Source organism: Rhizobium sp. S96 (assembly GCF_030382195.1).
In the GTDB taxonomy this organism is placed as follows: Bacteria; Pseudomonadota; Alphaproteobacteria; order Rhizobiales; family Rhizobiaceae; genus Rhizobium.
This window is the reverse complement of sequence record NZ_JAUDRY010000042.1, coordinates 220,378-234,803: the sequence shown is the minus strand read 5'-3', so window position 1 is coordinate 234,803 and position 14,426 is coordinate 220,378. Positions and strand designations below refer to the sequence as shown.

14 protein-coding genes are annotated in these 14,426 nt (G+C 61.3%); 9 read left to right on the top strand and 5 right to left on the bottom strand.

Annotation, left to right across the window (positions count from 1 at the left end; all coding sequences use genetic code 11):
- The first annotated feature begins 19 nt into the window (after positions 1-19).
- Complete coding sequence (locus tag QTL94_RS27360) at positions 20-985, top strand: ABC transporter permease (protein WP_289803741.1); 966 nt, start codon at positions 20-22, stop codon at positions 983-985.
- Positions 986-1,084: 99 nt separating this feature from the next.
- Here the strand turns inward: QTL94_RS27360 and QTL94_RS27355 are convergent, their stop codons facing one another.
- Complete coding sequence (locus QTL94_RS27355) at positions 1,085-1,333, bottom strand: helix-turn-helix domain-containing protein (RefSeq protein ID WP_083199617.1); 249 nt, start codon at positions 1,331-1,333, stop codon at positions 1,085-1,087.
- 126 nt (positions 1,334-1,459) lie between these two features.
- On the opposite strand from QTL94_RS27355, the gene QTL94_RS27350 reads away from it, so the two are divergent.
- Genes QTL94_RS27350 through mnhG form a run of 6 tightly spaced genes read left to right on the top strand, consistent with a single transcriptional unit; the run spans position 1,460 to position 7,457 of the window.
- Entirely contained in the window at positions 1,460-4,381 is a 2,922-nt protein-coding gene (locus QTL94_RS27350; protein WP_289803890.1) for a monovalent cation/H+ antiporter subunit A, read from the top strand.
- Positions 4,381-4,716 carry a Na+/H+ antiporter subunit C gene (locus QTL94_RS27345; protein ID WP_065693188.1) on the top strand — a complete coding sequence of 112 codons (336 nt, stop codon included), beginning with the start codon at positions 4,381-4,383 and terminating at the stop codon, positions 4,714-4,716. The genes QTL94_RS27350 and QTL94_RS27345 overlap by 1 nt, the downstream gene beginning before the upstream one ends.
- Complete coding sequence (locus QTL94_RS27340; protein WP_289803740.1) at positions 4,713-6,344, top strand: monovalent cation/H+ antiporter subunit D; 1,632 nt, start codon at positions 4,713-4,715, stop codon at positions 6,342-6,344. Before QTL94_RS27345 ends, QTL94_RS27340 begins: the two co-directional genes overlap by 4 nt.
- Positions 6,344-6,820, top strand: coding sequence for a Na+/H+ antiporter subunit E (locus QTL94_RS27335; protein ID WP_065693190.1), 477 nt, complete (start codon positions 6,344-6,346; stop codon positions 6,818-6,820). The genes QTL94_RS27340 and QTL94_RS27335 overlap by 1 nt, the downstream gene beginning before the upstream one ends.
- Positions 6,817-7,098 (top strand): K+/H+ antiporter subunit F, encoded by a 282-nt coding sequence (locus QTL94_RS27330; protein WP_289803739.1) that lies wholly within the window; start codon positions 6,817-6,819, stop codon positions 7,096-7,098. The genes QTL94_RS27335 and QTL94_RS27330 overlap by 4 nt, the downstream gene beginning before the upstream one ends.
- Entirely contained in the window at positions 7,095-7,457 is a 363-nt protein-coding gene (gene mnhG / locus QTL94_RS27325) for a monovalent cation/H(+) antiporter subunit G (protein WP_502944201.1), read from the top strand. The genes QTL94_RS27330 and mnhG overlap by 4 nt, the downstream gene beginning before the upstream one ends.
- Before the next feature lie 221 nt (positions 7,458-7,678).
- Here the strand turns inward: mnhG and QTL94_RS27320 are convergent, their stop codons facing one another.
- The 4 genes from QTL94_RS27320 to QTL94_RS27305 form a co-directional block, all read right to left on the bottom strand.
- Positions 7,679-8,095 carry an organic hydroperoxide resistance protein gene (locus tag QTL94_RS27320; protein WP_289803738.1) on the bottom strand — a complete coding sequence of 139 codons (417 nt, stop codon included), beginning with the start codon at positions 8,093-8,095 and terminating at the stop codon, positions 7,679-7,681.
- A gap of 161 nt (positions 8,096-8,256) precedes the next feature.
- Positions 8,257-9,579: a sensor histidine kinase gene (locus QTL94_RS27315; protein ID WP_289803737.1), complete on the bottom strand. Its 1,323-nt coding sequence runs from the start codon at positions 9,577-9,579 to the stop codon at positions 8,257-8,259.
- On the bottom strand, positions 9,576-10,316 hold the full coding sequence (locus tag QTL94_RS27310) for a response regulator (protein WP_289803736.1): 741 nt from the start codon (positions 10,314-10,316) through the stop codon (positions 9,576-9,578). Before QTL94_RS27310 ends, QTL94_RS27315 begins: the two co-directional genes overlap by 4 nt.
- A 114-nt stretch (positions 10,317-10,430) precedes the next feature.
- Positions 10,431-11,492: an alpha/beta fold hydrolase gene (locus QTL94_RS27305; protein WP_289803735.1), complete on the bottom strand. Its 1,062-nt coding sequence runs from the start codon at positions 11,490-11,492 to the stop codon at positions 10,431-10,433.
- A gap of 333 nt (positions 11,493-11,825) precedes the next feature.
- On the opposite strand from QTL94_RS27305, the gene QTL94_RS27300 reads away from it, so the two are divergent.
- The gene (locus QTL94_RS27300) at positions 11,826-13,598 is read left to right on the top strand and encodes a cytochrome c biogenesis protein DipZ (protein WP_289803734.1); all 1,773 of its coding nucleotides are present in this window, start codon (positions 11,826-11,828) and stop codon (positions 13,596-13,598) included.
- A gap of 44 nt (positions 13,599-13,642) precedes the next feature.
- Complete coding sequence (locus QTL94_RS27295; RefSeq protein WP_065693197.1) at positions 13,643-14,401, top strand: alpha/beta hydrolase; 759 nt, start codon at positions 13,643-13,645, stop codon at positions 14,399-14,401.
- Positions 14,402-14,426 lie beyond the last annotated feature (25 nt).

The window sequence follows — 14,426 nt, the reverse complement described above, 5'->3', positions numbered from 1 at the left end:
TTTCCCTGAGGACGTTCAATTGATCCGCGCCATTCGCAAATACGGAACCCTGGTTGGCATTATCGCCGTGATCCTGTTCTTCTGGATCAACATACCTGATACCTTCATGACGGCGCGCAACTGGCTGAACATTTCCCAACAGGTTTCCATGCTTGCCGTCACTGCCTTTACCATGACCATCGTCATGGCGATGGGCGATTTCGACCTTTCCGTCGGGTCCATGGCGAGCCTTTCCGGTATCATCGCGGCACTTGCATTCAAGGCAGGCGTGCCTGTTCCCGCAGCGATCATCCTTGCCCTTGCCGTCGGGCTTGTCGGCGGATTGATCAACGGGTTGCTGGTCAGCTACATCGGCATCCTGCCATTCGTCGCGACACTCGGTACGCTCACCGTGTTTTCGGGCTTCGCCTTTCTCGTCAGCGGCGGCAAGACGATTTTCGGCACCGACATCCCCGCGAGCTTCAGCGGCTTCGCGCGCAGCGGAATTCCGCTGTTTCAGGCTGGCGAGCAATGGGTGTCGCTGCCGTATCTGACCCTTCTTGCGCTGATCGTGCTGTTTGTGGTTTGGGTGCTCCTGGAACACACCGTTTACGGCCGGCGTCTCTATGCCATCGGCGGCAACGTCGAAGCGGCGAGGCTTGCAGGCGTAAGGGTACGATTCCTCCGCTTCTCCGCCTTCGGGCTGACAGGCATCGGCGCGGCGACTGCCGGGCTGATGTACGCCAGCCGGGTCGCCTCCGCCAACCCGACACAGGGCAGCGGCCTGATGCTTTCGGCGATCGCCGCCGTCTTTCTCGGCATGACGATGAGCGAAGAGGGAGAGCCTCGGGTCCTCGCCACGTTCTTCGGAGTGCTCATTCTTGGTGTGCTCGACAACGGCCTCACGCAGATGAGCGTCGATTCCTATGTTCGCGAGATCCTGATCGGAACGATCATTATTCTCGCCGTGGCCTCCTCGAGCCTGAGCAAGCTTGGCCAACGATAGTCTGACACTTCAGGTTTCAGGGCGCCGCCACGGCGTCAGAGTGTCGGTTCGGTGAGGAAGCAGCGGACGACGGGAGCCTGATCCAACGCTGGCCGCTGCTTAGCCGGTGCATATCCCGATTCTGCCGTCATCAAGGCACATGAAGACGACGCCGCCATCTTCCAGCGCAAGTCGTAGCTGCGCCGCGGTGGCACGATGAACGTCATGCCGACAGCCTTCATAATCCCGTATGGTGCTGCGTGAGACGCCGGCTCTGCCAGCGAGGTCCATTTGAGTCCAGTCGAGGAGGCCGCGAGCTGCGCGACAAAGCGCCGGCGTCAAAATCTTGGAGTCGTTCGCTTGACCCATCGCTCGAAGTCACCCATATTGGTTGATATATGCCATATAGGGCAATTTCAGCCCAATTGCTAGATGCTGGCCGGATCCGCCCTTACAGGCTCGGGGATCGAGAAACAGAAGGAATAAAGCCTTGGGATAACAGTCGGACCGTCTCTGCTCGTTGTCCTGCTGCTTCTGCCTTTTGTCGGAAGCCTTCTGTCCGTCTGCCTGCTGAACACCCCGTCACGGCGCCTGCCGGCCGGCTTGGCCGCCATCATCATACTCGCGTCCCTGTTGTTGACAGCAAGTTTTTATCCTGCGGTTTCCGACGGCGGGGTCGTCCGCTTCGATGCGCAGTGGCTGCCGCAGCTCGGCTTGAACTTTACCCTGCGGATGGACGGCCTGGCATGGATCTTCACCATGCTGATCACCGCAATCGGCTTCCTGGTCGTGCTTTACGCGCGCTATTACATGTCGGAAGAGGACCCGGTCCCGCGGTTCTTCTCGTTTCTTCTCGCATTCATGGGCGCCATGCTCGGCGTCGTCATCTCGGGCAATGTGATCCTGCTGTCGGTGTTCTGGGAACTGACAAGCATCTTTTCCTTCCTGCTCATCAGCTACTGGCACAACAACCCCAACGCTCGCGACGGCGCCAGGATGGCGCTGACGATTACCGGGATCGGCGGCTTCTGCCTGCTGATCGGGCTCATCCTGCTCGGCCACATCGTCGGCAGCTACGATCTCGACAAGATCCTCGATTCCGGCGATGTCGTTCGCAATCATCCCCTGTATCTGCCAGCCCTGATTTTCATTCTGCTGGGCGCGCTGACGAAAAGTGCGCAGTTCCCATTCCATTTCTGGCTGCCCAACGCCATGGCCGCGCCGACGCCGGTTTCGGCGTTCCTCCATTCCGCGACCATGGTCAAGGCAGGCGTGTTCCTGCTGGTTCGCTTCTGGCCAGTGCTTTCGGGCACCTACGAATGGTTCGCGATCGTCGGCGCCGCCGGTATGATCACTTTGCTGCTGGGCGCCTATTTTGCGATGTTCCAGCAGGACCTGAAAGGGCTGCTCGCCTACTCCACCATCAGCCATCTCGGCCTGATAACCGTGTTGCTCAGCCTCGGTAGCCCTTTGGCAACCGTGGCAGCGATCTTCCACATGCTGAACCACGCCACATTCAAGGCCTCGCTCTTCATGGCGGCCGGCATCATCGACCACGAGACCGGAACACGTGACATGCGACGGCTGAGCGGTCTGTTCCGCTTCATGCCGTATACCGCGACGCTCGCAATCGTCGCCAGTGCGGCGATGGCAGGCGTGCCACTTCTCAACGGGTTCCTGTCGAAGGAAATGTTCTTTGCGGAAGCGGTGGAGACGCATGCGGATTCCATCCTGGACCGCATTCTTCCCTATATAGCGACCCTTGCCGGTGCGTTCAGTGTCGCCTACTCGCTGCGCTTCATTCACACCGTATTCTTCGGCCCACCGCCGACCGATCTGCCGAAAAGTCACCCGCACGAGCCGCCTCGCTGGATGCGGTTCCCTATCGAGTTCCTGGTCATCGCCTGCCTGATCGTCGGCATGGTCCCGGCGCTATCGATCGCGCCTTTTCTGCACAGCGCCGTCGTCAGCGTCCTGCGAGAAGACACTCCGGAATACAGTCTCGCGATCTGGCATGGCTTCAACCTGCCGCTGGCGATGAGCGCGATCGCCCTGGTTGGCGGTGCGCTGATCTATGTCTTCTTCAAGGATTACTTCTCCCGCTGCGATGACGGCCCTCCGTTCCTTCGCCGGCTCAAAGGGCAGCGAATATTCGAGCGCGTCATCGTTGAAGTCTCCTGGCGTTGGGCTCGCATCGCCGAGGGGCGCCTCGGCACCCGTAAACTCCAGCCGCAGCTCCGTTGGTTGGTGGTCATGGGGTTTGCCGCAGGGATGCTTCCTCTCTATGTCAGGGGCTTTGAAAGCCGTCCGTTTACCTACTCCGGTTTCGACCCCGCCTTTGCCGCCATTTGGGCGATCGGCGTCGTCCTTGCGGTGGGCACGGCCTACATGGCCAAATACCACCGTCTCGCGGCCCTAGTCATGCTCGGCGGCGTTGGCCTCGTGGTCTGTATCACCTTTGTTTGGCTTTCCGCTCCGGATCTCGCGATCACCCAGCTGCTGGTCGAGATCGTTACCACGGTCCTCATCCTTCTCGGCTTGCGCTGGCTGCCGAAGCGGTCGGAGGGCCTCGGTGAATCGATGACGCTGAGAGCACGGTTCCGGCGGTTTCGGGACTTCGCCCTGGCCATTCTCTGCGGCGTTGCCATGTCGTTCATCGCCTATGCGGTGATGACGACGCCGGTGCCTGACGCGATCTCCAACTACTTCCTCGAAAACGCCTACACCGAGGGCGGTGGTCGCAATGTCGTCAATGTGATCCTCGTGGACTTCCGTGGCTTCGATACGATGGGGGAGATTGCCGTTCTCGGCGTCGTCGCCTTGACCGTCTATGGCCTGCTACGCCGCTTCCGTCCGGCTGAGGACAGCATGGACATGCCGGAGCAACAGCAGGCGCAAAATCGCTTCGACGAGGAGCGGCCGGAGCGTTCGGCAGGCGACACCGTCCGCGACTACCTTCTGGTGCCGTCGGTGATCATGCAGTGGATGTTCCCGGTCATCATCACCTTCGCTGTCTACCTCTTCATGCGCGGGCACGACCTGCCCGGCGGCGGTTTCTCGGCCGGCCTGACATTGTCGATCGCCTTCCTGCTGCAGTATCTGGCCGGCGGGACGCGGTGGGCGGAAGACAGGATCCGTATCCTGCCGTTGCGCTGGATGGGGGCAGGATTGCTGACAGCCGTCTCAACAGGGATCGGCGCCTGGTTCTTCGGCTATCCTTTCCTGACGTCGCACTTCCAATACATCGACCTGCCGCTCATCGGAAAAATGCCGGCGGCGACCGCGCTCCTTTTCGATCTTGGGGTCTTCTGCCTGGTGGTCGGCTCGACGGTTCTCATTCTCGTCGCGCTCGCGCACCAGTCCTTGCGTATCAATCGCCTGCGGACGATTGAAGCTGCCAAATCGGAGGAGCGCTGATGGAGCTCGTACTATCCGTGGCCATCGGCGTCATGACCAGCTGCGGCGTCTGGCTGATCCTGCGCCCGCGAACCTACCAGGTGATTATCGGGCTTTCGTTGCTCTCATACGCCGTGAACCTGTTCATCTTCGGCGTCGGCGGCGTGAAGGCGAACGTCCCACCGATCCTCGGCGACGGGGCAGCAGGCCACTTGGCGGATCCGGTGCCGCAGGCTCTTGTTCTGACCGCGATCGTCATCGGCTTTGCGACGACTGCGCTGTTTCTCGTCGTGCTGCTCGCGTCACGCGGCCTCACCGGTAGCGACCACGTGGATGGGAGGAACGAGCCGAAATGAACGGTTGGGCCCACCACCTTATCATCGCGCCGATTCTGGTGCCGCTGATCGCCAGCGCTATCCTGCTGTTTGTCGATGAGCGCCAACGTCTCGCCAAGGCCATGATCAGTCTTGCCTCGGCGATCGCGCTGACTGCCATCGCCATCATTCTCTTCCGCATCGAAAGCGGTCCGAACGGGTTCGAGGGCGCCTATCTGGTCGGCAATTGGGCTGCACCCTTCGGCATCGTGCTCGTGTTGGACGGCCTTTCGGCTCTCATGCTGTTGCTGACGGCCCTTCTTGCCGTCCCCGCGCTGATCTTTTCGCTTGCCCGTTGGCACGCGGTCGGCGCGCACTTTCACAGCATGTTTCAGCTTCTGCTGATGGGGGTGAACGGCGCCTTTCTGACCGGCGACCTGTTCAATCTCTTCGTCTTCTTCGAAGTCATGCTGGCAGCCTCTTACGGCCTTTTGCTGCACGGCTCCGGCCCGCTCAGGGTCAAGGCGGGCATGCACTACATTGCCGTCAACCTGGTGGCTGCGCTGTTGTTTCTGATCGGCGTCAGCCTGATCTACGGTACCGCCGGAACGCTCAACATGGCCGATCTTGCGGCACGCATACCGGACATGGAGCCGGATCGTCGGATGCTCATGGAGGCCGGCGCCGGCATCTTGGGGATCGTTTTCCTCATCAAGGCGGGCATGTGGCCCCTCTGCTTCTGGCTGCCGACAGCCTATAGCGCCGCATCGGCGCCCGTGGCCGGCATATTTGCCATCATGAGCAAACTCGGCATCTATGCCATCCTACGCCTGACGATGCTTCTGTTCGCAGATGGCCCATCGGCGAATTTCGGCACCGTCGTTCTGCTTTACGGCGGCATGGCAACGCTGATCTTCGGCACCATCGGTGTGCTTGCCTCACAGGCTCTAGGTCGACTGGCCGGATTTTCGGTTCTCGTCTCCTCCGGCACCCTTCTGATGGTCCTCGGCATCAATGATGGGGCCGTTTCGTCAGGGGCCCTTCTCTATCTCGTCAGCTCGACGCTGACGATCAGCGCCTTCTTCATGCTGATCGAGCTTGTCGAACGCGGACAGGATGCCGGCGCCAACGTGCTCGCGGTCACTATGGAAGCCTATGGCGATGCGGACGACGAAACCCTCAACGAGGAAGAGGGCGTCACCATGCCTGGCACGATGGCCATCCTGGGCATCTGCTTCGCAGCCTGCGGTATCCTGCTTTCGGGTCTGCCCCCGCTTTCGGGCTTCATCGCCAAATTCGCCATGCTGTCGGCCATGATGGGCACGGGTGCCATCGGCGTACCGCCGACGGCCGCCGTCTGGGCGTTGATCGTGTTGGTCATCCTGTCCGGCATCGCAGCCCTTATTTCCATGACGCGCGCCGGCATCCGCACCTTCTGGAGTTCCATCGAAGGGACGGTTCCTCGTGTGCTCGTCATCGAGATCGTGCCTGTGATGTTCCTGCTTGCCCTCACCCTTGCCTTGACCATCCAGGCCGGGCCGGCAATGCAATATATGGACACGACCATTCGGACGCTGAGCAAGCCGGCAAACTACATCAATGCGGTCAGCACGGCCGTGCAGATCCCCGGCTACAAAGCGAGTTCCGGCGCCGCAAAGGAGAGCAAGTGATGCTGCCCTATCCCTTGCTCGCAACCTCCCTTGTCCTGATGTGGCTGCTGCTGAACGGCTTTACGCTCGGCAATCTGATTTTGGGCGTGCTGGTCGCCGTGTTCGCAACCTGGGCCATGGCATCGCTGCGGCCGGAAAAGCCGCGGCTTGCCAAATGGTATCTCCTGCCGAAGCTGTTCGTGCTCGTGGTCTACGACATCGTGAAGTCGAACATGGCGGTGGCCGCGATCATCATCAGGAGCGGTTCGCGGCATCATAATCCAGGCTTTGTCACCATTCATCTCGACATCAGGAGCCGCTCCGCCCTCGCCCTGCTGGCTGTCATCCTGACCAGCACCCCCGGATCGGCCTGGCTCGAATATGACTCCAACGACAATTCAGTGCTCATCCATGTTCTCGACATTCAGAACGAAGCCGTCTGGCGGGACACGATCAAGAACCGCTATGAAAAACTGCTGATGGAGATTTTCGCGTGAGTGCAATCATTCTGTTCAGCGCCGTCTCGATTGCCCAGCTGATGCTGGTCCTGTCGATGGCCATCGTATCGGTACGGATGTTCATCGGCCCCCGCGCCCAGGACCGGATCATCGGTCTCGATACCTTCTACATCAACGCAATGTTGCTGCTTATGACCTTCGGCGTCGGTACAGGCCGGCTCGTCTATTTCGAAGCGGCACTGGTCATCGGCATGCTCGGGTTTGTTGCCTCGGTCGCCTTGGCGAAATTCCTGATGCGCGGCGAGGTGATCGAATGATGTATTCGGCCGCAGATATTCCTGTCTGGGTAGCCGCCGTGGTTGCCTTTTTCCTCTTGCTCGGTGCAGCACTGGCGTTGATCGGCTCGATCGGCTTGCTGCGGTTGCCGACGTTCTACGAGAGGATCCATGCCCCCACGCTCGGAACCAGCTGGGGAATAGGCGGTATCATGGTGGGGTCCATGCTGTTCTTCTCGGTCGCGTCCTCGCGCCTGGCGGTCCATGAAATCCTCATCGGGATTCTGGTGACCGTCACAACCCCTGTGACCCTCATGATGCTCGCGCGCGCGGCGCTGCATCGCGACCGGGTCGAGAACAACGGAAAGGCGCCGCCGAAGCATTCCGGGCGGCACCTCTGAAATTTCCCGATTTGAACGGAGAAGGAGCGGCATCATTCGCGACCGCTCCTTCTCTGCTATCTCCGCCCGCTAGCCTATATGCCCACCGCAGCGGCAAGCGCGGCCAAGGGTGAAGGCTCAGGCGAGAATACGTCAAGGACGCAAGGCGCCGCCACGACAGCCAGCGCCAGCATGCGAAAAATCAAGCGTTTCATGGGGTACTCCCTGGACTATCGAAATGGTCAGGCGAGTGTCAGCTCGACTGCGATATTGCCCCGTGTCGCCTTCGAATAGGGGCAGGTCTGGTGCGCTTCCTCGATGAGGGCCCGGGCGAGTTCCGGGTCGAGGCCCGGCAGGCTGACATTCAATCGGGCCTGCAGAAAATAAGCGCCGTCGGTGGTGCCGAGATCGACTTCGGCATCGACGGCCGTGTCGGCAGGGAGCCGGAGCTTGCGCTTGCCGGCAGCAAGTCCCATTGCGCCGATGAAGCAGGCCGACCAGCCGGCAGCGAAGAGCTGCTCGGGATTGGTGCCTGGCTGCGCCGTGCCGGGAGGCGACAGCTTGACGTCGAGCTGGGCATCGTCGCTGCGGGCCAAACCATCGCGGCCGCCGGTCGTATGGGTCTTGCCGGTGTAGAGAACCTTTTCAATCTTCGTCATGGGAGCACTCCTTCGTGTTCTGTCGCAAGGGGCGACGTTGTTGACAGGAGTGGTTTTGAAGGACTGACGTATCCGGCTTGTTTCCTGAAATGCCGGAAGTGTATCAAAGCGTAGCTAAAGGCCGGCGGGATATAGTCGCATACACAAAGCGGCCCGCAACCTCATGGCCGCAGCGTTACTTCGGCCGCCAGCCCGCCACCCTCCCGGTTGTAAAGGCGCACCGCGCCGCCGATCGTGCCGGCGAGCTGTTGCGCGATGGCAAGACCCAGCCCTGTGCCCCCGGTCTCACGGTTGCGGGACTGCTCCAGCCGGAAGAATGGCTGCATGGCCGCATCGAGCATGTCGTCAGGGATACCCGGCCCGCGATCCATCACCGTGATCGCGATATCGCTCTCGCCCTTTCGCTCGACGCTGATCTCGGCGGCACCGGCGAACTTGATCGCATTATCGATGAAGTTCGTGAGAATGCGCCGCAAGGCATGCGGCTTGGTCGAGGCGGTTCCTTGAACGATACCGACCACGGAGACCGCCTTTCCGGTATCCTGATAATCATAGGCGATACTGTCGATGAAGGAAGAAAGGTCGATGCGCGCAGTCTTCTCGCCATTGCCGTGTGAGCTGCGCGCATAGGCGATACCATCCTGCACCAGACGCTCGATCTCGCGCAGGTCGTTGACGAGCTTGTCTCTCTCCGGCGAGTCGTCCGCCATGTCGGCGCGCAGGCGCATGCGGGTGATCGGCGTCTGAAGGTCGTGGGAAATGGCTGCGAGGATCTGCACCCGCTCTTCGAGATAATGAGCGATGCGCTCGCGCATGCCGTTGAAGGCGCGCGCCGCGTGAGCCACCTCGCTCGGCCCGACCTCGCTCATCGGCTGCCCCTTCTGGTTCGGATCGAGCGCATCGGCAGCCGCCGCAAGCTCACCCAGCGGGCGGATCGCCTGCCGTACCGCGAACCAGGTACAAAGGACCAGCAATGCCATCTGCACAGCGAAAACGTAGGGAAGCCATTTGGCAACCGGCATCACGCCGGTCGGCGTGACGTCGATCGTCAATGGTGAGCCGTCGGAGAGCGTCAGGTGTCCCTGCAGCCGCTTGCCGTCGCCCGGAATGGATTCGATCTTCAGGGGAAACTTGTGGCCTGCGGCCTCCTCTATGCGCTCCGCGATCTCGGCACCCCGGCCGGACATGTCAGGCACGCCGGGAAGGCCCGGCCCGAGAACGAGGCGATAATTGCCACGGCTCAGCCGATCCAGCCAATCCGCCCGCTCGTTGGCCGGCAGCCGGTCGACCACGGCGATGGAGGTGGCAAGGTCGCTTTCCAGCGTCCCTAGCATCACCGCCTTGGCCGACATGTAGCGTTCCAGCAAGAGGATGCTGAAGGACAGGCCGTACGCAATTGCCAGTCCGGCGAACAGGATGAGGAAGAGCCGCGAGCGGAGCGTGCTCGGCCACCGCCAGCGGCGAGCTGTACCGCTGGCCGTCATGTCCTGGGCTCCGAAATCTCGACCGGAACGGAGAAAACATACCCTTCGGCCCGCACGGTCTTGATGTAGGTCGGTTCGCGCGCGTCGTCGCCCAAGCGCTGGCGCAGCCGGCTGACGAGAAGGTCGATGGAACGGTCGAAAAGCTCGGCATCGCGCCCCTGCGTGAGATTCAGCAACTGATCGCGATTAAGCACACGCTGTGGATGATCGATGAAGACCCTTAGCAGACGGTATTCGGCTCCACTCAGCGCGATTTCGGTGCCATCCTTGTCGAGAAGATGCCGGCCAACCGTGTCCAGGCGCCAATCGCCGAAGGTCAGGATCTGGCCGGCTTCGCTGATCTGGAGATTGGGCGGCAGCATCCGCGTTCGGCGCAGGACCGCCTTGATGCGCGCCAGAAGCTCGCGTGCGGCAAAGGGCTTCGGCAAATAATCATCGGCGCCCATCTCCAACCCGATGATGCGGTCCATTTCGTCGCTACGAGCCGTCAGCATCAGGACTGGCGTCGCCTTGTGCTTGCCGGCGCGCAATTCGCGGCAAAGGACCAGCCCGTCATCACCCGGCATCATGACATCGAGAACGATCAAGTCGACCGTATCCGTCTCGAGGAAGTTGCGCATCTGCCGGCCGTCGGCCGCCACCGTCGCGCGAAGTCCGTTCTTCTTCAGATAGCTCGACACAAGCTCGCGAATTTCGCGGTCGTCATCGACGATCAGGATATGGTCGATATGCTCCATCTTCGGACCTTCAAATCCTCGTTTGCTGTATGGGCGGCGAACCGCTGATCCTCTTTAGACGCGGATTCGGCTGCTGCGAAGCGGAGAAATATCCTCACAGCAGCCAACGTCGACCTAGAACTTCGCAACGTCGAGGACGGCCTGGGCAAACGCCTCCGGCGCTTCCTGGGGCAGGTTGTGGCCAATGCCGCCTGTGATGTTGCGATGCTCGTACTTTGCGGAAAACTTGGCCGCATAGACCGAAGGATCCGCATGTGGCGCACCGTTTGCGTCACCTTCCATGGTAATGGTCGGAATGGTGATCACCGGCCCCATGGCGAGCTTCCTTTCGTATGCATCGTACTTGGCTTCGCCCTTAGCCAGCGCCAGCCGCCAACGATAGTTGTGGATGGTGATCTCCACATGATCGGGATTGTCGAAGGCCGGCGCCGAACGGTTGAAGGTTTCGTCGTCGAACTTCCATGTCGGCGATGCGGTCTGCCAGATCAGGCGGACGAAATCGCGGGTATTGGCGGCATAACCGAGGCGGCCGCGTTCGGTCGCAAAATAAAACTGGTACCACCAGGCAAGTTCAGCCTTCGGAGCAAGCGGCTTCTTGTTGATTTCCTGGCTGCCGATCAGGTAGCCGCTGACGGACACGAGAGCCTTGCAACGCTCCGGCCAGAGTGCCGCCATGATACCGGCGGTGCGTGCGCCCCAGTCATAGCCGGCGACGATAGCCTGCTCGATGCCGAGAGCATCGAGAAATGCGATCATGTCGGCGGCAAGAGCAGACTGCTGACCATTGCGCGGTGTCTTGTCGGACAGAAAACGGGTGGTGCCATAGCCACGGAGATAAGGAACGAGGACGCGATAGCCGGCCGCTGCGAGGATCGGCGCGACATCGACGAAACTGTGGATGTCGTAAGGCCAGCCGTGCAGCAGCAAGACGGCCTGGCCATCCGCCGGGCCGGCCTCGGCGTAACCGATGTCGAGCACACCCGCTGCGATCTGTTTCAGGCTCTCGAACGAGGTATGGTTGCCGGCCTTGCCGGCGGCAGACGACGATCCCGTAGCAGATTGGGCGTTCGCCAACGAGGTCATGCCGAGCTCGACGGCTGCAACGGTCATTGCAGCTACGCCGAAGAAGCGGCGGCGTTGAAGGTTGACTTCGTTCTGGGGCAACTTGGGGCTCATCGTGTTCTCTCCGATCCGTGTTTGATGATGTGGGACAAAATGCTGGCGGCATGTATACGACATGTGTCCCCTGCGTCCCGTAATTGCATTCGGATGTAGCATCCGCCAGCCCGGATACAGTCTGATACAATTCATCGCTCGCCCGCCCGCCCAGCGGCATCCTCGGCAGCACGATTGTCTCGTTCTGTAGACTGAGGGCCAATCCCTACACTTCGATACATTTCCCCGCCGATCCGGACACACGCGGGATACGTCACGTCGACCAGATTGGCGCCGTGCTGGTCGAACCGCATCGCCGGCCAGAACCAGAACCCGGTTTCAAAGGAAACGATGATGACCCTTCTTATCATTGCCTATCTTGGAGGCGCGCTGACGATCCTCAGCCCCTGCATCCTGCCCATCCTCCCCTTCGTCTTCGCTCGATCAGGACAACCTTTCGTCCGCAGCACGCTGCCCATGCTCGCCGGCATGGCTGCGACCTTCGCCGCCGTGGCGACGCTCGCCGCGGTCGGCGGCAGTTGGGCGATCCACGCCAACGAATATGGTCGTCTGGCTGCGATCGTCTTGCTAGCCGTTTTCGGCGTCAGCCTGATCTCGCCCCGCATCGCGAGCGCCATTTCCCAGCCGGTCGTTGACCTAGGCAACCGGATGCTGAACACCGCTGGAAAACCTGGCGCCGCGCCGACGGCGGCGAGCTCGCTAATCCTTGGGATCGCGACCGGTCTGCTCTGGGCGCCATGCGCCGGACCGATCCTCGGCCTCGTTCTGACCGGTGCCGCGCTACAGGGCGCAAACCTCGAAACGACCTTCCTGCTGGCCGCCTACGCCGCCGGCGCCGCGACCTCGCTCGCCATTGCCTTGGCTGTGGGCGGCAAGATCTTTGCTGGCATGAAGCGGTCACTGGGTGTCAGCGAACGCATCCGCCAGGCCTTGGGCGTAGCGGTACTGGCTGGCGTTGCCACCATCGCGTTTGACCTCGACACCGGACTGCTCGCGCGGCTTTCCTATGCAAGCACAACATCCTTCGAGCAAGCGGTATTGGACCGGCTGCAAGTGAAGCAGAATGCCGCACAATCCACAGAGGTTGCCAGCAACGGCGCGATGGCGATCAGCGACGCTGCAGGATCGTTCCACGCGAACCTGCCGATCGAAGGCCCTGCCCCTTCATTGAATGGCGCGGACGAATGGCTGAATTCGCCGCCGCTTGATCTCAAGCAACTCCGCGGCAAGGTCGTTCTGGTCGATTTCTGGACCTACTCATGCATCAACTGCATCAGGACCACACCCTTTGTCCGCGCCTGGGCTGAAAAGTACAAGGACCAGGGTCTTGTGGTAATCGGTGTACATGCTCCGGAATTCGCGTTCGAGCAGAAGATCGACAATGTCAAAAAGGCCGTCAGCGACTTCAAGATCGGCTATCCGGTTGCGATCGACAACGACTACAAGATCTGGCGCGCCTTCGACAACAGCTATTGGCCGGCCCACTATCTGATCGATGCCGACGGCCAGATCCGCTACCACCACTTTGGCGAAGGCAATTACCGCCAGACCGAGCAGGCAATTCAGGATCTCCTGCGCGAGGCCGGCGCCAATGCCTCCGCCAGCGCGCCGGTGACACCCGACGCCAAGGGCGCTGAGGCCGGCCCCGACCTGAAGAACATCCGGTCCGACGAAACCTATCTCGGCTATACACGCGCCACCAACTTCGCCTCGCGGGAGAATGTGAACGCCGACGCCCCACGCGAGTATTCGGTCGGACAGCCTGATCTCAACGAATGGGGCCTGTTGGGCACCTGGACTGTCGGCGCGGAACAGGCCACGCTCGACAAACCGAATGGCCGTATCGCCTACCGGTTCAGTGCTCGCGATCTACATCTCGTCCTGGGTCCCGGCACAGCCGGGAAACCGGTCCGCTTTCAGGTGAAGATCGACGGCAAGGCGCCGGGAGACAGTCACGGTGCGGATACCGATTCCGACGGCAACGGCACCGTCACCTCGACAAGGCTCTACCAGCTTGTCCGCCAATCCGGCGACGTGGAAGTGCGGACCTTCGAGATCCGCTTCCTCGACCCGGGCGTCGAAGCCTACGCCTTCACCTTCGGCTGAAGCCTCTTTTCCATCCAACCAACCCCAATACAGGAGCTATTTCCATGAACCGTCGTTACATCTCCACCCTTGCTCTCGCATTCGCCACCAGCGTCATTGCCTTCGCAGCCCAGGCTGCCGAGGTGAAGAACATCGTTATCGTCCATGGCGCTCTTGCTGATGGTTCCGGCTGGCGCAAGGCAACTGACATCCTCGAACGGCGCGGCTTCAACGTCACGATCGTGCAGGAGCCGATCACCTCGCTTGCCGACGATATCGCCGCCACCAAGCGAGTGCTCGACCTGCAGGACGGTCCGACACTCCTCGTCGGTCACAGCTATGGCGGCATGGTGATCACCGAGGCCGGCAACAGCACGAATGTCGCTGGCCTTGTCTATGTCGCCGCCTTTCAGCCCGACAAGGGCGAAAGCCTGCTGAACCTCGCCAGCTCCAAGCCGGCCAGCGGCATGAACATCCGCGAGACAAAAGACGGCAAGTATCTCTATCTGGATCCTGCCGGTTTCGCGGCCGACTTCGCCGCCGACTTGCCGAAGGACGAGGTCGCCTTCCTCGCCAAGTCGCAGGTTTTCGCATCAAAGGACGCATTCTCCGCCAAGGTTGGCGAGCCTGCCTGGCGGACGAAGAAGAGCTGGTCGATCGTCGCCACCGACGACCACTCGATCAACCCGGAGCTTGAGCGGGACATGGCAAAGCGCGCCGGCAGCGCGGTGACCGAGATCAAGGCAAGCCACGCGGTCTTCGCCTCCCGGCCGGAGAAGGTCGCCGATGTGATCGCGGCGGCAGCAGCTGCGTCCAGCAAGTGAGTTGTTGCGGCAGTTCACGCATGTC